We start from the raw sequence: 20,546 nt of genomic DNA, 5'->3' as shown, positions 1-20,546 counted from the left end.
GACACCGTTACCGGTGCCCCTCATCATTTGACTCCAAATATTACTTTCATGCCATTAACATTTAAGCAGCAATTCCTCCGCATACTTGGCAAGCTCGATCGATCTGCCGCCGCTCAGCCGCGATTCTTCCGCAGCGAATGCCATCAGATGACTGCGCACGGAAGCGCCGGCCGAGGTCAGCGTCTCTTGCCCGTGATAACTCCGCACATCGGCCAGGAAGCTTCGGACAATGCCGGCATCGCCGCCGCCATGGCCGCTCATTTGCGTAGGAATCGTAATTTCGGTTTTTTGATGGGTTAGAAAATCATATACAGTGATGATGTTATCATCCCCTCGCAATTCCCCTCTTGTTCCCATAATTTGAATTCTACGCTCCTGCTCGAACGTAAAGCCGCTCATGCTGAACATGGCGGTTGCTCCGCCTGCAAACTCCATGTTGACGACTTGATGATCGACGACGTTATTATCACTTCTGTATACACAGCGTCCATAATCGGTATCACGCAGCCCTTGGACGATATTTTCTTTCTTCAGATCAGGCGTGAAATGCCGTGCCCAGCCTTTGAACTGCTCGCTCAAGTAAAACCGTGGCGCCGAATAAGGGCAAGACAATTCGACCGCGCAGTCCAGACAGCGATCGGCCGAGCCCTCAGGCGCGTTCGCGCTGTTAAAGTGCATCAGAGACCCGTAGGAGCTCACCCGCTCACACGGCTTATCCATCAGCCAAGATAAGACATCCATGTCGTGACAGGACTTCGACAGGATCATCGGGCTCGACGTTGAAGAGTTGTTCCAGTTGCCTCTAACAAAACTATGGGCGATGTGCCAATAGCCCACATTCTCGTTCAATTGAATGGACGCGATGTCGCCAATGCGGCCTTCCTGCAAAATTTGCTTGATCGTATTCCAGAACGGCGTGTAACGCAGAACATGGCAGATAGACAGCAAGCAGTTGTTGTCGCGGGCAGCCTGTTCCATCTCCAGACACTCTCGCGGATCAGGAGACATCGGCTTCTCTAGCAGAACATGATACTTGTTATTTAACGCTTGTATGGTCGGATGGTAATGCATACGATCCTGTGTGCAAATGACGGCGATATCGGCAATCTTAGGTCCTGCAAGCAGCTGTTCCCATGATTCATAGCACGAGTGTTCTGGAATCGCGTGTTTCAGGGCAAACTGCTCGCGCCGGGTCTGATCCGGCTCGGCAACGGCAACGAAATTTAATTCATGCGGATAATCGAGCGCAAACGGTGCATAGCTGTTCGCGCCCCTCGCTCCTGCCCCAATCAGTATCGCGGTAAGTTGTTTCATCGTAATCTCCCCAATAAATATGATTGCATTTTATAAACTTTATCCGAGCGACGCGCTATCTTGCAGCATCACTTCTGGCTGCTCGCAGCTGTGCAACTCGAAGATGACGAGCTCATTGCTGCCATCACGCAATAATGGTGCCGGTACGTACAGCGTCTGCTGTGGTCTGATCTCCCAATAACGGCCAAGGTTGAAGCCGTTCACGAATACAACGCCTTTCGTCCAGCCTGGAAGCGCAAGGAAGGTATCGGCCAATTCGTCTACTTGAAAATGTCCGCGATAAAACGTCGGCTGCTCTTGTGTTGGCGTTAACGGCTCCGACTGATATTCAACCTTGCTCAATTGATCGAGCGGTAGCGAACGAATCGTCCAATGGTATAGAAATTGCGGGCCAAGCCGTACGCCTTCCGTGATGCCCTTGGCATCCTTCAAGTATGGACCATAATTGATACGCCCCATATTCTCCACCAGAATGTCCAGCGCAGCGCCCTCGGCCGGGATTTCAAGCAGCACGTCGTGGTCTTTGCAATTTCGCTCGATCGTGCCTTTGTACTCGCCATTCAAGAAGATGAGCGCACGGTCATGCACGTCCTGAAGGTTAAGGCGGGTAGCGGCAAGTGGCCCGATGACGTGAGTCGAGTACAGAATAAAGCCGTAGTTCTGACCAAGCTGCTCCATCGTTTCCGGGCATGTACGACTGACTGGCACAGAGAGCTTGTCTAGCGAGTCGAACAACGAGGCATATCCCGTCATTGCGACGCGGCCGTATGCTACCTTCTTAATCGGTTCTGGCAGGCTAAGCGGTTCAAGCTCCACATACTTCGAAATAACTTCGCGGTATTTATAGAACTTGTCCGTCAAGTCGCCCGACTCGCTGATCGCCACATCGTAATCGTAGCTTGTAATGGTCGGTTGATGCTTGTTGTCGCCATAATTCGCACCGTTGTAGAACCCGAAATTCGTGCCACCGTGATACATGTATGCATTCACCGATGCGCCGGCAGCAAGCATCTCATCCAGCACGGCAGCAGCGTCATCCGAATCGCGTGTATGATGCTGCTCGCCCCAGTGGTCGAACCAGCCATTCCAAAACTCCATGCACATCAGCGGCTTGTCTTGCTGGTACTCGCTCAATTTCGCGAACGCTTCTTCCGAACGCGAACCGAAGTTGACGGTTGCGAGCACGTTATCCATCATCCCGCCCTGCAAGTAGAAGTCACCCGGTCCGTCGGACGTGAATAGCAGCACGTCAATGCCGCGGCTCTTCATGCCTTGCTCCAAGTAGGATAAATACACTTTGTCATTGCCATAACTGCCGTACTCGTTCTCAATCTGCATCGCGATAATAGGACCGCCGTTTGTGGAAAGAAGCGGAACCAGCTTCGGTAGCAGCACATCATAATAGGCATCCACTTTGTCTAAGAACGGCTGATGCATGCAGCGCAGGCGCATACCTGGATCGGCAAGCAGCCAAGCGGGCAGTCCCCCGAACTCCCATTCCGCGCAAATATACGGGCTAGGACGGACGATCACATACAAACCGAGCTCGCCAGCGATCTCAATAAAGCGGGTCAGGTCCGCAATCCCTTCAAAGTCGAACTGCCCTTCGGCAGGCTCGTGTAAGTTCCAGGCAACATAAGTTTCAACGGTATTAAATCCGCCCTCCCGTAGCTTCCAGAGGCGATCCTTCCAGTACTCCGGTACGACGCGAAAATAGTGAATGGCGCCTGATAGAATGCGGAACGGCTCGCCACCCAGCAGGAATGAATGATTATTTGTCGTTAATATAGGCATCACTTCACCTCGTTTGCCAAAGAATGTGTATAGAATTGGACAGCACAAACCGAAGGTCGTTCGTGCTGTCCCTTGAGGAATCCCTTACTTCCATTCGCCCTGGATTTTGTTTGCCTCCAGAGTCTTGTTCACCTCGTCAATCATGTCCTTGCCGCCTTTATCCATATACTCCTGAACCATTTTGTCCCAGTCGGATAACGGTCTTTCGCCAAAAATCATCTTGGTCGTCTCGGTTGTAATATACTCCTGCAGCTCCCCGCTCTTCTCCATCAGGATAGGTGAGATAATCCGGCCCGTCGGGTTCACATAGAACTTCTGCGTGTGCAGCATATCGGCTAACGATTACTGGAACGATTGCTCTACCTTCGTCTTAGCCATCTTAGGGAATGCGAATAAATCTTCATCCTTCATAAACCAGCCGCCCTCGATAATATAAGCGCCTGGAGCAACATTCGAACGGTTCTCTGCGATTGGCTGCGCAACTCCGTCCTCCATTTTGTAACCTTTGCCTTCGCCGCCGTACAGCCAGTCGAAGTATTCGTTCTGCGGGTTGCGCTGATCGATCCCGACCGGTTTATGGAAGTAGTCGATCATCTCCAGAATGCGTTTTACTTTCTCCGGTTGATCCTTCAGTTTGGCTGAGATCATATACATCCGGTACCAGCTGCCGTTGATCGTTAATCCTTCCGATCCGTCCGGAGCCTTGAACGGCGGGATCGGCACGACTTCCGCATTCGGAGCGTTCTGCTTCAGCACGTCGAACTGAATGCCGTTGTTCCCGCTGCCGCCGGGCTGCTCATACCATACGCCAACCTTTCCTGCGTTAAAGGCTTTGAAGATATCCTTGTACGCGGTGACCGCCCAATCCGCCTGCAAGATACCTTGTTTCTGCAGGTCGGCCAAGAAGGTGACTTTCTCCTTGTTCCCATCCGCAATGGCGCCTGGAATCAATTGTCCACTAGCATTCTTGTTGTACCAGGTCGAGTTGCCATAATACGCGCCAAACGAAGGATCGTAATAGATACCCTTGGCAAGTCCGAGCCCGATCGTATCGTCTTTGCCGTTGGCGTCGGGATCACCCTTCGTGAAAGCGATGATGACCTGCTTCAGCTCTTCATAATTCGTAGGCATTTTCAGGTGGAGCTTGTCCAGCCAGTCTTTCCGAATGACTGGTTTCTTGCCGCCCTTAGGCGAGAAGTACGTCGGGATGCCGTACACCTTTCCGTCCACCTTGAGCGAATCCCAAGCATAGTCGGGCACCGCTTTGGTCGACTCATACTGCTTCAGAAACTCGTCTAGTGGCAGGAATGCGCCTTGCTGCGCCCATTTCATATAGTTTGCATCTACAGTTTCCATGCCGATTACGTCCGGAATATCGCCAGACGCCATTTTTACCGCAAGCTTCTCCTCGTACGTATCGAAGGGGATGTACTGCGGCTTGAAATCGACATTGAACTTCTCGTCGATTTTCTTCACGGCTTCACTGTCCGGATTCGGAACTGGATCTTCCCATGTCCCGTCGAACCAATCGATCGAGATTTTCTGGTCTTTCGCGTTCTCGGCGGACCCAGGGGATTCATTACCTTTAGAAGAACATGCCGCTAGAACGGAGCTGAATAACGCAACAAGAAGTAAAGATGAGACAACTTTGTTTCGCATACGCTTGACCTCCTCTATTTGTCTTAGCCATTCGATAACATGAAGCTTCTTGCTACCCTTTGACGGAGCCGAGCATCACCCCTTTCGCAAAATGCTTTTGCAGAAATGGGTACAGCGCAAGAATCGGAAGCGTCGCGATCAATATCGCCGCCATGCCGATGGTTTCACCTGGCGGAGCGGCCTGGGCAATCGCAGCCTGTTGGCCGTCCGACAACGAATCCAGCCGCTGGCTCAGAATAACGATCTGCCGCAGAATCACCTGCACGGTCCATTTGGTTGGATCGTTAATATAAATAAGTGCGGTGAAGTAGGTGTTCCAGCTCGTAACCGCGTAGAACAAGCCGAAAGCGGCTAAAGCAGGCTTGGACAGCGGAAGGATGATACGGGCGAAAATTTGCAAGTCATTGGCGCCATCCAGTACCGCGGCCTCCGTAAGATCGTTCGGGATGCCCAGAAAGAACTGTCTAAGCACGATCAAATTAAACGAATTGATCGCCCCGGGAATAATGAGTGCCCAATACGTGTCGATCAAGTGCGTCGATTTCACCACCATATAGGTTGGAATGATACCTGCACCAAAAACAAACGTAAAGAGGACGAGAAACAGATAGAATCGCTGACCGGTAATGTTCCGTGAGAGCGGATACGCCATCATAGAGGTCAGAAGCAGGCTGAACAGCGTTCCGACGACCGTAACGCCAGCCGTAACGATGAGCGAACGGACAAACACCTTGGAATTAAAAATATATTGATAGGCGTCCACGACCCATCTTTTCGGAAACAGCACGAAAGTCTTCGCCGCACTCTCCGCCCCCGAAGTGAACGAAGTGGCGATCATGTAATAGAACGGAAACAACATCAGGAGTCCAACCAAGGTTAGCAAGACCACATTCAGTGCTCCACCTAATTTTTCCAATTTTGAATGATTTTTAACCACATGTCTCGCCCCTTAGTAGATTCCTTCTTCGCCAAAGTTCTTGGCTAGTTTATTCGCGCCGACAATCAAGACCAGCCCGACGAGCGACTTGAACAACCCGACTGCCGTTGCAAAGCTGAAATCCGAGCTCTGGATCCCTTTGTAATACACGTACGTATCCAGAACGTCGCCAATCGACTTATTCAGCGGGTTCAACATGAGGAATATCTGTTCAAACCCTACATCCAGAACGCTGCCTAGACGAAGGATCAGCAAAATAATAATTGTGCTTCGAATCGAAGGAAGCGTAATATGCCACAGTTGCCTCCACTTATTCGCGCCGTCGACGACAGCTGCTTCATACAAACTAGGGTTGACGCCTGATAGAGCGGCAAGAAAGATGATCGTCCCCCAGCCGGATTCTTTCCAGATCACCTCTAACACGATTAGCGGCATAAACCAATGAGGAGAAGTTAAGAATGGAATGGAATGGATGCCCAATCCCGCTTGCAGATAGTGGTTTACAATGCCCTCCGATTTGAGTAGTACGGTTACAATCCCGGCAACGACGACCCAGGACAAGAAATGCGGCAAATAGACGAGCGATTGAATGACCCGTTTATACCGTTCATTCCGAACCTCGTTCAACATCAGTGAAAGCGCTATCGAAACAGGGAAGGCGAATGCGATCTGCAAGAAAGAAAGATAGAGCGTGTTCCAAATGACTCTGATGACTTCACTATCCGCGAATATCTTCTTAAAGTGTTTGAGCCCGACCCAGTCGCTGTGCAGAAAGCCTTGAAACGGACTGAAGTCCTGAAAGGCAATGACGTTCCCGAGCATCGGAACGTACCGGTAAACGATAAAGTAAAGAAGTCCTGGGAGAAGCAACAGATACAAGTAGCGCTCATTCCACAGCTTAACCGCTACCGAGGATACCCGGCTTCTCTTCTTCTGGGAAGCAACAGCCTGCGAGGATGCGGCATGCCCTGTAAGCTTGTAGTGGTTCAAAGATGATCCCCCTTATGTGCTTTTGTCTAACTGCATGAACGAATCTTGATTTTTTTAAACTATGGCTATAATATGGGTTCTACCGTCAAAGGCATATCCGATTTATGCCTAGAATCGTGCAAAATTCCGGATATCCGAAAAATTGCACAGTTTTCGATAATCGGATCACAACCGAGTAGAAGGGGAATATTCGTGCGGCAGATTATGCAATTGAGGATCAACACCCATTCCATCTTCGCGAAGATCATGATGAGCTTCATCGCAATCATTTTCCTATTCGTGTCGTTCAATCTCGTGTCGCTGGCTTTGTTCAGGCAGAGCATTCATGGAGAAATTATTACCTATAATGATTCGAATCTAACTCATACGACCTATGGGATGGAGAAGTACTTCGATCTATTAAACAACTCGCTCGTTGGTCTTTATTTGGACAGAAATTTAGGCGATCTGCAAAAGGCGAAGCATTATTACCTCACCGCCGGAAACGTCATTGATGATATCCAGAAACTTACCCTTAATCCGCAGCTCTATTTGAAAAATATGTTGGTTTACGACGTTAAGCATCGTTTTGTGCTGGATAACAGCCGCGGGAATCGTCTCGACGTCATGTTCTCCGAGCATTACGTGAGCCGCATACATGCGCCTGGCTTCTGGCAGCAGGAGCTGACGGCGGCAAGCTCCGACTCGAAGCTGTATCCAGTCGACTCCTTCAGTAGCGACACGGCACCCCAAACGGATACGAATACCGAGCGCGTCCTACCCTATTTGTTCCGCAGCAAGCTTTATCCCGATTACGAGTTTCTAGCTTTTATCGATGTCGATTTGTTCTATCGCGACTATCATCAATCGATAAACGACAACTTCTATATGCTAAGCCCGCAAGGCGAGGTGCTCTACTCGTCCGGGTTGACGGCTAGCCAGCCTCTTCCGGAATTGAAGTCCGGCAAGGACTGGGTAAAGCAAAGCAGGAATTATTACTTCTATAAGACGGGGAACACAACCGGGCTAACTTATGTCAATATCATCCCGGAGAGCAGCATCTCGAAACGGCTGATCCGGCTTAATGTCACACTTATTGTGCTACTGTTCGTCTCGGTGGTCATTAGCGCGGCTCTGTCGGTCCTGTTCAGTAAGCGATTCAATAATCCAGTGCGCAAAATCGTGGAGTCTATCCGGAGCTTGAACGAAAATAAAGAACTCGCTCGCGGAACAACGAACGAGTTCGAGCTTATTCACGCTAACATCGGTCATATGATTAGGGTCAACCAGGAAGCGCAGCGCAGCATGCAGCACAAACAGAGCCATCTACGGAATTACTCGCTGATGAATCTGCTTAAGCGCATCCGTATTGAATATCAAGAGCAAGGTACTACCTATGAGGCAGATAGCCGTCCCTACCGGTTCATTCTGCTCCAAATGAATTTCAAGCCGCGCTATTGGAATGAGATGCCTGGGGAAGAAGAACGGACGATCGCCTATATCCGCGAATACCTCATTCAAGCAATAGGCAACGCCATGGCTGGCGCCCAAACCTTTCAAATCGAAACGAACCAAATTCTGTCCGTCGTCTATCTGGGCGATGGCGATGACGCCCGTTTGAGATCCGAGCTGGACCGTATCAAATCCGTTCTGGATACCGATAGCGCCTATAGTTTCTTTGCCATTGCCGTCAGCTCCTATTATGAGCACGCTTCCGATATGACGAGCGCTTACCAAGAAGCGCTGCAGTTAATCAGCTTGAGACCTTTCGACGATGCGACGCATATCCTGCAAGCTGGCGAGGTTCACGCTCAGCCTATGCTGCAACCCGCCGCGCTCGAGCACGAGCTGAATGTGAGTCTGCAAGAGGGGAATGATACACTTGCCCTGCAAGCGCTGCGCCGGATGATGGCCAAGATGAAGAAGAAACATATCGCCGCGACAAGATTCCATCGATTCGCCGAAGAGACGACGGATAAGGTGCTGCGCGTGCTTCATGGACTGCAGATTGACAGCGGATCATTGTCCGGGATCGCGCAATCCATCGAGAAGCGGCATACGGTTGAGGAGCTCGATGCGTATTTCGAGGAGCTGGTCAGCGAGGCCGGAAGGCTGATTCGGCTCAAGAAAGATACGCACGATCCGATTATCAGCTTCACCCTGCGTTATATGGAGGAGCATTTCAGCGAAGAGCTGTCTCTTGATATCATCGCCGGCAAATTGAATATTAGCAGAGGTTACTTGTCGACGTATTTCAAGGAGATGACGGGGGCAAATTTCGTAGATTATGTCAATGAGTTCCGAATCAAGCAAGCACAAGTCCTCCTGCTTCAATCGGAGCTGAAAATTCAAGATGTCGCCTTGAAGTCCGGCTACAATACGCTCAGTTCATTTAATCGCACGTTCAAGAAGTTTACCGGCGTCACCCCGACCGAATATAGAAGAAATGCGGATGCCCATGTAGACAATTCGTCTACATGACGGTGATCTAATAAGGATGAACTTACCCAACAGTTTGTGTTATGTAAGACACGAAAAAAAGCCCGACCTCTTAGGCCGGGCTCCTATGCATTAGCTTGAAGAACGGATACTTACGTAATAGATGCATCATAGATCGATTGTACCGTCTCGGATAGCATCTGATTGAATGCGTCATCCGATTGCTGAGCAGTAAGTCCTTCTGCCAGTGCACGAGAGAAGCTGGCGATAAGACCATGATTGCGAGACAATCTTGTATTCGCATCCTCTCGCTCGTATCCGCCGGAAAGCGCGACAACTCTGATGATATGCGGATCATCCATCAAATCGCGATAGAAGTCATCTATTGTCGGGATCGATAGCTTCAGCATGATGAGGGCTTCTGATGGGAGCAAATCAAGCTGCTTCCTAATCTCTGCCTTGAGCAGCCGCTCTGACTCCTCTTTATCCGCGCAATGAATGTCAACCTCCGGCTCGATGATCGGTACAAGCCCTGCTGCGATAATCCGCTTGCCAATATCGAACTGCTGCTCCACCACTTTTCGAATGCCATCGGTATTTGCCTCTTTGATGACCGAGCGCATTTTTGTCCCGAAAATATGTCTCTCGTTCGCACGCGCAAGCAGCTCGTCCAGCCCGGGAATCGGCTTCATCAGCTGAACGCCTCCATCAAGCGCAGCAAGCCCTTGGTCAATCTTCAGGAAAGGCACAATCCCCTTCTTCTCCCATAAAAATTCGGCGGTGTACTGCCCTTCAATCTTCCGGTCCATCGTATTCTCGAACAGAATCGCACCGAGAATCGAGGCCGAGCTGAATGCTGGGCTCTGAATGATTCGTGTTCTCATCTCGTGAACGCGAACGTACATCTCTTCCTCACCGGAATACTGGTCTTCCGTAATTCCATATTGCAGCAATGCCTTTGGAGTGCTTCCACCGCTTTGGTCAAGTGCTGCAATAAAACCTTTGCCAGAGCGGATGCGCTTCAACTGTTCCTGGTTCATCGGAATATCCCTCCTCAATATCGCCTAATGGGGCATGTGGCTTCGTTTCCCTTATTTTACAATAAAACCAAGCGTAACTGTATTATTGTTCGAGCAAGCGCAGCAATTTATGCTTCTCTCAGACGTCGTAATTGACGACGTAATGGTGACGTTCGGTGTAGTAGTAGCCTTCACTGTATTCGATCAGTTCCCCGCTCTCGTCGTACGCATAACGCGAACGCTTGAGAAGCGGCGTTCCCGCCTCGATTCCCAAAGCGACTAAGACGGGAGCAGGCGGTGTGGCAGTGACAGAAAATTCATCCCGGTACTTGCCAAGCGACACGTCCTGTTCTTCCAGCAAATCATAGAGCGACTGCTCGCTCAGGTCTGGCAGCTCGAGACCCGCAGCTCGGCTCGACAGGAAGTGCGTGTAATGGATGTATGGCTCGTCGTTCAAATAATACAATCTCTCGATATGCAGACACCGTTCTCCGAACAATCGGTACGCCACCGATTCCGCTTCGTTCGCGGCGCTCTCTGCGACAAGCAGCTGCTTGCGAATCCGATGTCCCTCTTCCACCAACACTTCCGTAAACCGCTTCAGCTTGGACAGCTTGGAAGCGGAAGTATTGCGTATGACCTTCGTCCCTTTCCCACTGCCCGTCTCCACATAGCCATTCCGCGCCAGCTCCTTGATTGCATTACGCACCGTGACTTTACTGACGCCAAATTGTTCCTCAAGCTGTGGCTCCGTCGGTATGTTCGTTCCAACCGGATAGACGCCGTGCAGGATCCGATCCTTCACGATGTTCGCGATTTGCGCGTACAACGGCTTCTTGCTGCGCGATAGCTTCATTAACGAATCACGTCTCCATTCGCATCCTTCACGGCTAGCAGAATTTCGCCCTCGCCCGACATCGGCGTGTCTCCTGACACCGTATGCGCGAGCATCGCAGCTGCGGTCGCGAATCGGACCGTCCGTTCCGGCTCGAAGGCAGAGAGCTCGCCGTGTATAATACCGCTGGCAAACGCATCTCCCGCTCCAATCCGGTCGTAAACCGCGAACGTGCGAGGCCCTGCGAAAGAAAAGACGCCGTTCTTATACAAGAACCCGAGCAGCGAGTGCTGGTTATCACCATGAATGGTGCGATGCGTGCCCGCGATTACGGAGATGCCGAATCGGCTGGCCACTGCCGGTATCAGTTCCGTAAGCTGTTCGAGGCGATCCGTCTTGTCCGTCGTCATGCCGAGGATGTGGATCATATCGCGCTCGTTCATCATGACGATGTCCGCGAGCGCAAGCATCTGCTCATAGTGGCGTTTCGCTTTCGCGTACCCATTCTCGCCCCAATGGGCCGGTCGGTAATTGCAGTCGAAGACAACAGTGCCGCCTCTTGCTTTTATCGCGTTCGCCAGCTGTAGCATATGCCCCCTGACAGCATCATTCATAGCCAAAGTAATCCCGCAAAAATGAACCAGATCGATGCCAGCGGCTATTGCTTCATAATCGTAGGCGTCTGACGGACCCGTATTAAAGCTGCTCTCTTGCCGGTTGGAATACGTGACCCGGCTCGGTCTAGCACCGAATCCATTCTCAAGGAAGTACATGCCAAGATAGTGGCCTCCACGGACTGCGTAATCCAGCGATAGCCCCAGTTTCCTCAGGTTTGCCGCCGCGGCGTCTCCGAGAGAGTTGTCTGGCAGCCTTGTGATGAGGAAGCTTTCATGACCAAAACGGGCAAGCGCCGCGCCTACGTTCACGCCGGTGCCGGAGAACGAATAGCGCAAGCTGTCTGCCTGTGACAATAATTCATACCCGGGCACCTGCAGACGCATCATGACTTCGCCAAACGCGGCGACGCGTACACGGCGGTTAGCCATTGCGGTCGACCAGCTTCTTCATGATCTCCAGCAGCACTCGTACGTCCTGGACATTCGTCCTGCCGGTCACCTTGTCAACAATGGACGAATAGACATGCGGGATAACTTGCGGCACGCCCGCTTCAAGCGCAATGCGCAGAATCGGTTCGAAATTGTCCAAGTCGATTCCACCTGTCGGCTCGAGGGCGAAGCATTCTTCTCCGCAAGCCTTCGCCACAGCACGCAGCTCATCCTCACGGGCCAAGCCGTTCATCGGGAAATATTTGAGCGCATTGCCGCCCATATCGCGTACGAGTGCAATCGCCGTCTTCACAGGCACGATAGCCTGCTCCGGCTGCGCCGCACTGAATGGACCCGTCGAAATATTCACGTAACCAACCTGTCCCGTAGGGGAAACAAGACTATTAATCCAACTGTCCCGCTCACCCAAATTCGCCCGAGTAGCGCCAACAGCGGGGAAAACCTGGTTGATATGCGTGCCGGGATAATGCTTCACAATCTGTGCGACAACGGCTGCCTGCCGATTGTCCCCAGCGCCGAGCCCGATCGAGACCGCATCGTCGATCACTTCGCCAATTTGTCTCATCGCGGAGACGGCCGCTTCGACAGTCGGATAGTCCTTCGAGAGGACGCCGACGAGCACGAAGCCTTCTGCGGCATCGAATACTTCTTTTGCGTTGTCCAATTGGTTTGCCAGCACATTCAAGGCCGCGCGGCCCTTATATAGTCTCTTGGTCATGTTAGACATGTTCAGTTACCTCCCGTAAGCGTACGAATTCTAGCCGCGATGACATCGATGTCATCGCCGAGAAGTGGACGCGGATCGATATCAAAATAACCCTGCTTCACGCCATAATCGCGTGTATAAATGGCGATGTCACCGCCCAGCAGCCCATCGTTGACAGCCTTGGCTGTCGTCCCCGCAAGCTGAGGATCAATCTGGATGCGCGCACGGAATATCGCGCGACCCGCTTCGTCTTGAACGACTGTCACTTTGACGCCTGGCTGCTCGTTCAGCGGCATAAGTACTTGCAAGGACGCCTTCTCCTGCTCGCTATTATCCTTCTTCACCGTATACTCGTCGAGCGCTTGAAGCAGCCCAAACGAGGCTTCTTTGCCGACCTTCATGCTTCGACCAATCCCATGCAGCTGCACTTTGACCATCTCGATGTAATTCCGCTTGCCTGCGACAATACCTGAGGTCGGCCCTTCGATAGCCTTCGATCCACTATATATTGCAAGGTCCGAGAACTTCACGTACTTATAAATGTCTTCTTCCGCCGCCGCGTCCACAATAAGAGGAATCCCTCTGCGCTGCGCGAGCTCCCAAGCCTCCTCCACACCGATCATGTTCTTTTGCACGGCATGATGGGATTTGACGTACAGGATCGCTGCCGTCCGCTCGCCGATAGCATCCTCAATATGCTCGGCTTTGCCTTCGTTCGCATAACCAACCTCGACGAGCTTGCCTCCTCCAAGATAGACCATCGTTTCGATAGGTGCGCCATATTGGACATTATGTCCCTTGAGTATAATAATCTCGTTCCGCTCGATTGGCTCTTGATGAAGCCGTTCACTCAGACGGCGGTTCCCCCGAGTAACGATGCCCGCTACCGACAATGCGATGCCGCTTGATGCCGAATTGACAATAACCGCAGCTTCAGAGCCGATCACACCAGCTATGTAATCACCTGCCTTGTCCACAAGATCAGCGATTTCAACGTAACTTTGCCCGCCCTGCCTCATCGCCTCCATGACCGTATCCGTAGGAGCTGACACGCCGAGAATGCTCATGCGCCCGCTGGCGTTGATTACGCGTTTCAATCCATATTTAGCATTCAATGAGTCGCCCATTCGTATAAACCCCTCTCGCTTTAATTTGATGTTCGCCTGTGCGCATCGCGCCCTCGGAATCGACGAATACGATATGCTCGTCAGTGACGGTGAAGAGCGTCAGATTCGCCCGATCTCCTGCTTGAATGCGGCCTAGCTCCGGTTTGCCCAGCCACTGCGCCGCACCCGCCGTCACTGCGCCGATCACTTCGCCGAGCGAATAGCTTAAGGCTAGAAATTTCGACATGACATGTGCCAAGCTGTAAACGGGACCGTTCTGCCGGTTTCCGCGATAAATGTCCGAGCTGATCGTATCGAACCGGATACCGCTTCGCTTCGCTGCCTCCGCTGTCTCGAAGGAGAAACTAGCCGTGCCGTGTCCGACATCCATTCGCACACCTCTAGCGACGGCTTCGGTTAAAGCAGGAATCGGCCTGCCATCCTCTTGAAACAAGCGATTGCTTTTCCCGTTCAAATAATGCGTCACAACATCGCCTCGCGTGAGCAAGGGAAGGATATCTTCGACCTTCGGCGGAGCCGAGCCGATATGGACCATTAACGGCAGACCTGTCGCTTCGGCCAGCTCCTTTGCAATCCGCAAAGGCTGAATGCCATTCTCGCGAACGACGCTGCCGCTCATTCTGGCCTTCCATCCGACGATGAAGTCCGGGTACATTTGAACGGCTTGCACAGCGAGCTCTCGGTCAAGCCAAGCGAGATCAGACAGTTCGTCGATACGCTGCAGCCCAATCTTGGATATGTTCAGCAGCGCAAACACAGTCGTCAGCGCTCCCTGGCGGCTCGCCGCCAAATCACCGATCCGGTCCGCGCCACAGCTGCCCGCATCCACGATCACCGTGACGCCCTGCTTTACGCCGATCTCGTCGATCTCGTCTCCGTAGGGATCCAATTCCGGAAAAGCGTGAACATGAAGGTCAATCCAACCGCTCGATACGAACAATCCGGAGCAATCCAGCTCCCGCTCACAAGCGGAATTGGAGGTCCCCATAGCCGCAACTTCGGCTATGACGCCATCCACGATCACGATATCTACTTTCCGACCGTCCGTAAGCGTCGCTCCTCGCAACACCATATTATCTGTCATCATAAGTCCACCTTAAAGATTATAACGTTATAATGTTAATTTATATGGATTCGAGGAGTGAGTCAATGAACATTGTAATGTTTCATCGCCGATCAAATCGGGTGCCCGACACTTTGAACCTTGCTCAGTAGTGGATTTATACACTAAAAAGACCGACCTCTTGAGGTCGGTCTTTTAGCCATATCACTGAATTATTTATGTTTTCTTACTCGGTTTAACTGGAAGGTCCGTAAGTTCACTCGTTCTCAAGTAAATGAATGTACATTTATTTTCAAATCCAAATTTAAACGTCAGTTCCTTACTTGCCATTATCTTTTCCACTTCTTTTCCACTCAAGTTCAAGATAATTTTGTTTTTACCCTTTTTAACCTGATTATTGAACTTTTTCATAATCTTGTTACCGTTAGGCGGATTAAACATACTGAAGCTTCTTACATTTGGGCTTTGGTAGATAAGCTCGAACTGAAAGCCGGATCCAACACGAAAGGCTTTGAAAGAAAGAACGGTAAAGGTATCGCCCTTCATCGCTTGGGTGTTGTAATTCAGTTCATTCGTAACTTTTATACTTCCTTCCTTTACAGGCAGGTCATCGAAAATTGCGGTGTCGAAGAAAAGAAACGTATAGTTTGCTTTCAATCCCAGTTTCATGGTCACTGTATCGTCTTCTCTCAGCTTTTCCACATCTTTATCTAATAGCTCGATGGTAAAGCTATTTTCACCCTTGCTGATCTTGTTGTTATACGTTTTCATTACCTTGTCACCGTCAGGTGGGTTGAAGAGTGTAACATCTCTGGCGTCCGGACTGGTCACGCGAACCTTGAGGATGATTCCATTGGAAACCTTGTATCCTTCTAAAGAGTGGACTACCAGCGTTTCCTTTTTGGAAGCCTCTATTCCATAATCAATGCTGCTAGTGGAATCAGGCAACGTCCCTTCATGAACCGGGAGCTCCTCTAACTCTTCAACCTTAAAGTTAAGGAAGCTTGTCTTATCGTCAAAACCGAGAATCATCGTAATGGATTCATTCTCCATAGCTTTGCCGAGGTTCTTATCGTTCAGCACAATATCCAATGTATTATGACCGGGTTTTATAGCTTGCCGAAATACTTTTTTAATAACGTCACCTTCGGGAGGATTGAAGAAGCTGACATCCCTCGTATCTGTACTTTCATAATCAAGTGTCAGTACGGCCCCATTGGTTAGTTTATACCCGGTAAGCGAGTTGACTATTATATCATCTTCATCTGACTGGTTGAATGTAAACTGGATACTATCCGGCGCATCATCAGCTTCTTCATCAACAATAACGGTCTCCGGTATGTCCTCGTCAAATTCATCGGCATTTGCCGACTGAGCAGTCATTGCGAAAGGTAGAAGCCATATAGCGATAACCAAAACAGCAATAAATCTCTTCATATTCAATTACCCATTATCCAAAAGTTGGAAATATATCCTTAATTCTATATTCTCTCATATCATTAATCAATAGCTATTTTGACGTTACTATTTTTAGTATGAATCGGTCGATGAAAGTTGAAAATCCCTTTTCCACATAACAAAAAGCCGACCCATTCGGTCGGCTTACGTGATAGTGGATGTGAACCATGGCTCTTGCAAAACACAGCCTCACAAAATTTAGGATTATTAATACCTCGCCCCGTATTTACAGAGCACTTCATTTACTTCCTTGCTTCCCGCAGCCACTTCCGGCACAACAGCACCTGACTTAATCAATGCTTCTACAACTTTGGCATGTACCCCTGGCCTTGGATTAATGCGATGAATCGAGCCATGAATAGCGCTTCCCAGTGCCGTTCCGCCATAAGCATTGATTTCCGTCATGGATGCTCCATGCTCAATTAACACCTGCACCGTCTCAACGTTTCCATGCCAAGCGGCAAAATGCAGCGCTGTACCAGGTTCCTTCCTCACGGAGCTGTCGAATCCCGACTCCAGCATGAGCTTTACGGTATCCGCCTTGTTCAATTCTGCATATTCAATTATCATCATCCTGTCTTGCTCGGATAACGATGCGAGCAGTGAGGGCTTTCTTTCCAAAATGCTTCGAACAGTTCCTTCGTTCACTTCCGCATAAGCCCCGAAGAGTCTATCCGTGTCATCCACTTCCGTTGTTGCCCCATGTTTGCTCAGCAAATCGACAATCTCGGTTACGCCATAGCGTACGGCCAGCATATACGCAGTTTTCCCGTCGGACCTCCGTGCATCTACATCAGCGCCATATTTGAGCAAAAGCTCGATGATCGCAGCAGATCTTCCCCTGTACACCGCAAAGTGTAGGGTAGTGCCATAATCACCGAAAATCTGATTGGGGTCCGATCCATGCTCCAGAAACCACTTCACTCCCGGCTCGTCATCGAAATCAAGTTTATGAAAAAATATAGCAGGCGTTGCTCCGATATCGCCACCATACTGATGTAGCAATTCCAGCCCATCAAGGGTAGGCCATTCCACCGCGTGGTACAAGGATTCACCATCGTTAGGATCTGCCCCTGCTTCAAGCAGCACTTTGGCTACAGGCACATTACCCGCAGCGCCTATGGCACCGTATAGTACGCTAAGCGTCCGTCCATAAACGTCATTTTTCTGCAGGCAGAAGGCATTCGGGTCCGCGCCATGCTCAAGCAGCAAACGAGCTGTCTGCTCAAACCGATCACTATATTCACGATGTTTAAGAAAGCAGGAGAAACTCATATATAGCAGCGGCTCCCACTGCTCCGGTCCCCCGGGTTTTCGCGCTAATAACGAGTCAATGGCCAGAAGGCTCCGGACATTGTCCACTTCACCAAGCGCGGCTGCCACATAGATGCTTGAAACGGATAAATGCTTGTTAGCTGCCAGGATCGTCTTTGCCTTATCTTCACGCCCTTGAATAACGGCTTCCAAAAGTTCATGCTCCCAGTCACGGTTGGCTTCCATTTCAATCACTCCGATAATGGTTTGGATTTTTTCAACGCTTCCTTCGTTACCGTTCTCTATAACTCTCTCGGCCTCCTTGATGGCCTGAATGGCAGATTGCATATTCCGGACTTTATCTTCCAGCCATTCTCGTTGCATCGACAAGAGTGCGGGCAATTGAATAACATCTTCCATTTCCATAATGCTCTTAATCTGCTCAAGCGAGAAACCGACATATTTCAACGTGACGATCTGCTGCAGCCGTATGAAATCCTCCGATGCATATAGACGCTGCCCGGAATCAGAGATTCCACTGGGCGTAAGCAGGCCTATCCGGTCATAATACCTCAATGTTCGTTTCGTAACTCCCGCTGTCTCTGCAAATCGTCCCGTACGATACAAGGACGTATCACCTTTCCCTTTCACGCACATGTACCTCCTTCCTCTTCACTTCGTCTTTCTATGATAACCATAACAGGTGACGTAACGTTAACGGCAAGTAGTTTTTCAAAATAACGCGAGAGACAAACTAATCTTGTGCGGGCTCGATTGATTTTTATTAAGAAGAACGTAAGGTAGCTTAAAAGCAAAAACCCACAACCTCTTGCGGTTGTGGAGTTGCATGGCGGAGGCGAAATTTTCATCTGCAGTTTCAGGATAAAACAAAACCCAGTCCTCACGCGGACTGGGTTTTCATGTTGGAGGCAAACAGTGGCTCTACAAACCACATTTCCTCAAAATGTAATGCTTAGATTGTCTTAACCAACTAAGCAGATATGGTCGGGATGACACGATTTGAACATGCGACCCCCTGGTCCCAAACCAGGTGCTCTACCAAGCTGAGCTACATCCCGCAATCAGAGAAGAAAACTTTCAAGGCGCCACCCAGATTCGAACTGGGGGTGAAGCTTTTGCAGAGCTCTGCCTTACCACTTGGCTATGGCGCCATGATGGAGCGGAAGACGGGAATCGAACCCGCGACCCTCGCCTTGGCAAGGCGATGCTCTACCGCTGAGCCACTTCCGCAGAAAATAAGATGCGCGTAGAGGGACTTGAACCCCCACGGTCGCCCGCCAGATCCTAAGTCTGGTGCGTCTGCCAATTCCGCCATACGCGCATAATGAGATTGACCATTTTCTTGGCTAGAAAATGGTGAGCCATGTAGGACTCGAACCTACGACACCCTGATTAAAAGTCAGGTGCTCTACCAACTGAGCTAATGGCTCAAAAGTAACATGGCTGGGGATCTAGGATTCGAACCTAGGAATGACGGAGTCAAAGTCCGTTGCCTTACCGCTTGGCTAATCCCCAACGTATAAGAGGTTGTGTTAGCTGTTATGGGGCGACCGATGGGAATTGAACCCACGAATGCCGGATCCACAAACCGGTGCGTTAACCACTTCGCCACGACCGCCATACAACTATTCAAATGACATGGGTAGCATATGCCCCTAGGTAATGAGTGGTGGAGGATGATGGATTTGAACCACCGAACCCGAAGGAAGAGATTTACAGTCTCCCGCGTTTGGCCACTTCGCTAATCCTCCATGATGGTGCCGGCGATAGGAGTCGAACCCACGACCTACTGATTACAAGTCAGTTGCTCTACCAACTGAGCTACACCGGCATATTTAATTCTTAAATGGTGGCTCGGGACGGAATCGAACCGCCGACACGAGGATTTTCAGTCCTCTGCTCTACCAACTGAGCTACCGAGCCTAATTATTAAGTTAAATGGCGGAGCCGACGGGATTCGAACCCGCGGTCTCCTGCGTGACAGGCAGGCATGTTGGGCCACTACACCACGGCTCCGCGTTGAGCTATTTCGAATAAATATTCGAAATAAGAAATTGGTTGCGGGGGCAGGATTTGAACCTGCGGCCTTCGGGTTATGAGCCCGACGAGCTACCGAGCTGCTCCACCCCGCGTCATTAAGTTATATGGTGGAGGCTGACGGGATCGAACCGCCGACCCTCTGCTTGTAAGGCAGATGCTCTCCCAGCTGAGCTAAGCCTCCATAAAGATAAAGATGGTGACCCGTAGGGGACTCGAACCCCTGTTACCTCCGTGAAAGGGAGGTGTCTTAACCACTTGACCAACGGGCCTGATACAGATGAAAAATTCTGGCGGAGAGCGAGGGATTCGAACCCTCGAGACGCGGTTAGCGCCTACACGATTTCCAATCGTGCTCCTTCGACCACTCGGACAGCTCTCCAGAAATGGCTCCCCGAACAGGACTCGAACCTGTGACAACTCGATTAACAGTCGAGTGCTCTACCAACTGAGCTATCAGGGAATAGTTTTTAAAAAAGTTTGGTGGAGCCAAGCGGGATCGAACCGCTGACCTCCTGCTTGCAAGGCAGGCGCTCTCCCAGCTGAGCTATGGCCCCAAAGGGAATGGTTGGCCTTAGTGGACTCGAACCACCGACCTCACCCTTATCAGGGGTGCGCTCTAACCAGCTGAGCTAAAGGCCAATAAAAAACCCACGGTTAGGTGGGAGTCTTCATTCTATTCAAAGATGACACCATAAAAACTGAATATGATTTCATGCAAAACATTAGCTGGTTGTCTCTAAGAAGAGACGTTAGGATAAGCCCTCGACCGATTAGTATTCGTCAGCTGCACACGTTGCCGCGCTTCCACCTCGAACCTATCAACCTGATCGTCTTTCAGGGGTCT

At 50.5% G+C, this 20,546-nt stretch carries 15 protein-coding genes, 18 tRNA genes and 1 rRNA gene; 1 reads left to right on the top strand and 33 read right to left on the bottom strand.

Annotated features, from left to right (window positions below):
- Positions 1 to 54 precede the first annotated feature (54 nt).
- From BMY11_RS17835 to BMY11_RS17815, 6 genes are all read right to left on the bottom strand, one after another.
- Positions 55 to 1,314 carry a Gfo/Idh/MocA family protein gene (locus BMY11_RS17835; protein WP_090579058.1) on the bottom strand — a complete coding sequence of 420 codons (1,260 nt, stop codon included), beginning with the start codon at positions 1,312 to 1,314 and terminating at the stop codon, positions 55 to 57.
- Between the two features lie 39 nt (positions 1,315 to 1,353).
- Entirely contained in the window at positions 1,354 to 3,108 is a 1,755-nt protein-coding gene (locus tag BMY11_RS17830; protein ID WP_090579055.1) for a glycoside hydrolase family 35 protein, read from the bottom strand.
- Positions 3,109 to 3,192: 84 nt separating this feature from the next.
- Entirely contained in the window at positions 3,193 to 3,438 is a 246-nt protein-coding gene (locus BMY11_RS29355) for a hypothetical protein (protein WP_256217621.1), read from the bottom strand.
- Positions 3,439 to 3,450: 12 nt separating this feature from the next.
- Complete coding sequence (locus tag BMY11_RS17825) at positions 3,451 to 4,767, bottom strand: extracellular solute-binding protein (protein ID WP_256217620.1); 1,317 nt, start codon at positions 4,765 to 4,767, stop codon at positions 3,451 to 3,453.
- Positions 4,768 to 4,819: 52 nt separating this feature from the next.
- Positions 4,820 to 5,656, bottom strand: coding sequence for a carbohydrate ABC transporter permease (locus tag BMY11_RS17820; protein WP_371262867.1), 837 nt, complete (start codon positions 5,654 to 5,656; stop codon positions 4,820 to 4,822).
- A gap of 60 nt (positions 5,657 to 5,716) precedes the next feature.
- Positions 5,717 to 6,694 carry an ABC transporter permease gene (locus BMY11_RS17815; RefSeq protein WP_090579050.1) on the bottom strand — a complete coding sequence of 326 codons (978 nt, stop codon included), beginning with the start codon at positions 6,692 to 6,694 and terminating at the stop codon, positions 5,717 to 5,719.
- A 192-nt stretch (positions 6,695 to 6,886) separates the two neighbouring features.
- On the opposite strand from BMY11_RS17815, the gene BMY11_RS17810 reads away from it, so the two are divergent.
- The gene (locus tag BMY11_RS17810; protein ID WP_177182697.1) at positions 6,887 to 9,154 is read left to right on the top strand and encodes a helix-turn-helix domain-containing protein; all 2,268 of its coding nucleotides are present in this window, start codon (positions 6,887 to 6,889) and stop codon (positions 9,152 to 9,154) included.
- A gap of 110 nt (positions 9,155 to 9,264) precedes the next feature.
- Here the strand turns inward: BMY11_RS17810 and BMY11_RS17805 are convergent, their stop codons facing one another.
- From BMY11_RS17805 to BMY11_RS17675, 27 genes are all read right to left on the bottom strand, one after another.
- Entirely contained in the window at positions 9,265 to 10,152 is an 888-nt protein-coding gene (locus tag BMY11_RS17805) for a fructose bisphosphate aldolase (protein ID WP_090579044.1), read from the bottom strand.
- Positions 10,153 to 10,270: 118 nt separating this feature from the next.
- Complete coding sequence (locus BMY11_RS17800) at positions 10,271 to 10,987, bottom strand: GntR family transcriptional regulator (RefSeq protein ID WP_090579041.1); 717 nt, start codon at positions 10,985 to 10,987, stop codon at positions 10,271 to 10,273.
- A complete protein-coding gene (locus BMY11_RS17795; protein ID WP_090579039.1) occupies positions 10,987 to 12,012 on the bottom strand; it encodes a sugar kinase in 1,026 nt (341 codons plus the stop codon). Before BMY11_RS17795 ends, BMY11_RS17800 begins: the two co-directional genes overlap by 1 nt.
- A complete protein-coding gene (locus BMY11_RS17790; protein ID WP_090579036.1) occupies positions 12,005 to 12,760 on the bottom strand; it encodes a 2-dehydro-3-deoxy-phosphogluconate aldolase in 756 nt (251 codons plus the stop codon). Before BMY11_RS17790 ends, BMY11_RS17795 begins: the two co-directional genes overlap by 8 nt.
- Positions 12,761 to 12,762: 2 nt before the next feature.
- Complete coding sequence (locus BMY11_RS17785; RefSeq protein ID WP_090579033.1) at positions 12,763 to 13,866, bottom strand: DgaE family pyridoxal phosphate-dependent ammonia lyase; 1,104 nt, start codon at positions 13,864 to 13,866, stop codon at positions 12,763 to 12,765.
- Entirely contained in the window at positions 13,844 to 14,950 is a 1,107-nt protein-coding gene (locus tag BMY11_RS17780; RefSeq protein WP_090579030.1) for an amidohydrolase/deacetylase family metallohydrolase, read from the bottom strand. The genes BMY11_RS17785 and BMY11_RS17780 overlap by 23 nt, the downstream gene beginning before the upstream one ends.
- Positions 14,951 to 15,145: 195 nt before the next feature.
- Entirely contained in the window at positions 15,146 to 16,366 is a 1,221-nt protein-coding gene (locus BMY11_RS17775; RefSeq protein WP_090579025.1) for a hypothetical protein, read from the bottom strand.
- A 228-nt stretch (positions 16,367 to 16,594) separates the two neighbouring features.
- Positions 16,595 to 18,292 carry an ankyrin repeat domain-containing protein gene (locus tag BMY11_RS17770; protein ID WP_177182696.1) on the bottom strand — a complete coding sequence of 566 codons (1,698 nt, stop codon included), beginning with the start codon at positions 18,290 to 18,292 and terminating at the stop codon, positions 16,595 to 16,597.
- Between the two features lie 351 nt (positions 18,293 to 18,643).
- Positions 18,644 to 18,720 (bottom strand) — tRNA-Pro (locus BMY11_RS17765).
- A 22-nt stretch (positions 18,721 to 18,742) separates the two neighbouring features.
- Positions 18,743 to 18,813, bottom strand: a tRNA-Cys gene (locus tag BMY11_RS17760).
- A 4-nt stretch (positions 18,814 to 18,817) separates the two neighbouring features.
- Positions 18,818 to 18,892 (bottom strand) — tRNA-Gly (locus tag BMY11_RS17755).
- 11 nt (positions 18,893 to 18,903) lie between these two features.
- Positions 18,904 to 18,983, bottom strand: a tRNA-Leu gene (locus BMY11_RS17750).
- A gap of 33 nt (positions 18,984 to 19,016) precedes the next feature.
- A tRNA-Lys gene (locus BMY11_RS17745) sits at positions 19,017 to 19,092 on the bottom strand.
- A 10-nt stretch (positions 19,093 to 19,102) separates the two neighbouring features.
- Positions 19,103 to 19,177, bottom strand: a tRNA-Gln gene (locus BMY11_RS17740).
- Positions 19,178 to 19,204: 27 nt separating this feature from the next.
- Positions 19,205 to 19,280 (bottom strand) — tRNA-His (locus BMY11_RS17735).
- Positions 19,281 to 19,329: 49 nt separating this feature from the next.
- Positions 19,330 to 19,413: transfer RNA gene (locus BMY11_RS17730), tRNA-Tyr, on the bottom strand.
- A 4-nt stretch (positions 19,414 to 19,417) separates the two neighbouring features.
- A tRNA-Thr gene (locus tag BMY11_RS17725) sits at positions 19,418 to 19,493 on the bottom strand.
- 16 nt (positions 19,494 to 19,509) lie between these two features.
- Positions 19,510 to 19,585, bottom strand: a tRNA-Phe gene (locus tag BMY11_RS17720).
- Positions 19,586 to 19,601: 16 nt separating this feature from the next.
- Positions 19,602 to 19,678 (bottom strand) — tRNA-Asp (locus BMY11_RS17715).
- A 39-nt stretch (positions 19,679 to 19,717) separates the two neighbouring features.
- Positions 19,718 to 19,794: transfer RNA gene (locus BMY11_RS17710), tRNA-Met, on the bottom strand.
- Between the two features lie 13 nt (positions 19,795 to 19,807).
- A tRNA-Val gene (locus tag BMY11_RS17705) sits at positions 19,808 to 19,883 on the bottom strand.
- Between the two features lie 13 nt (positions 19,884 to 19,896).
- Positions 19,897 to 19,971: transfer RNA gene (locus BMY11_RS17700), tRNA-Glu, on the bottom strand.
- Between the two features lie 19 nt (positions 19,972 to 19,990).
- Positions 19,991 to 20,081: transfer RNA gene (locus BMY11_RS17695), tRNA-Ser, on the bottom strand.
- Between the two features lie 5 nt (positions 20,082 to 20,086).
- Positions 20,087 to 20,162, bottom strand: a tRNA-Asn gene (locus BMY11_RS17690).
- Between the two features lie 18 nt (positions 20,163 to 20,180).
- A tRNA-Ala gene (locus BMY11_RS17685) sits at positions 20,181 to 20,256 on the bottom strand.
- An 8-nt stretch (positions 20,257 to 20,264) separates the two neighbouring features.
- Positions 20,265 to 20,341: transfer RNA gene (locus BMY11_RS17680), tRNA-Ile, on the bottom strand.
- 111 nt (positions 20,342 to 20,452) lie between these two features.
- Positions 20,453 to 20,546: ribosomal RNA gene (locus tag BMY11_RS17675) — 23S ribosomal RNA — on the bottom strand; the annotation flags it as partial.

It is taken from the genome of Paenibacillus sp. OV219 (assembly GCF_900110075.1).
Classification (GTDB): domain Bacteria; phylum Bacillota; class Bacilli; order Paenibacillales; family Paenibacillaceae; genus Paenibacillus_Z.
Note: the sequence above shows the minus strand (reverse complement) of the source record. Positions and strands in the feature narration are given on the sequence as shown.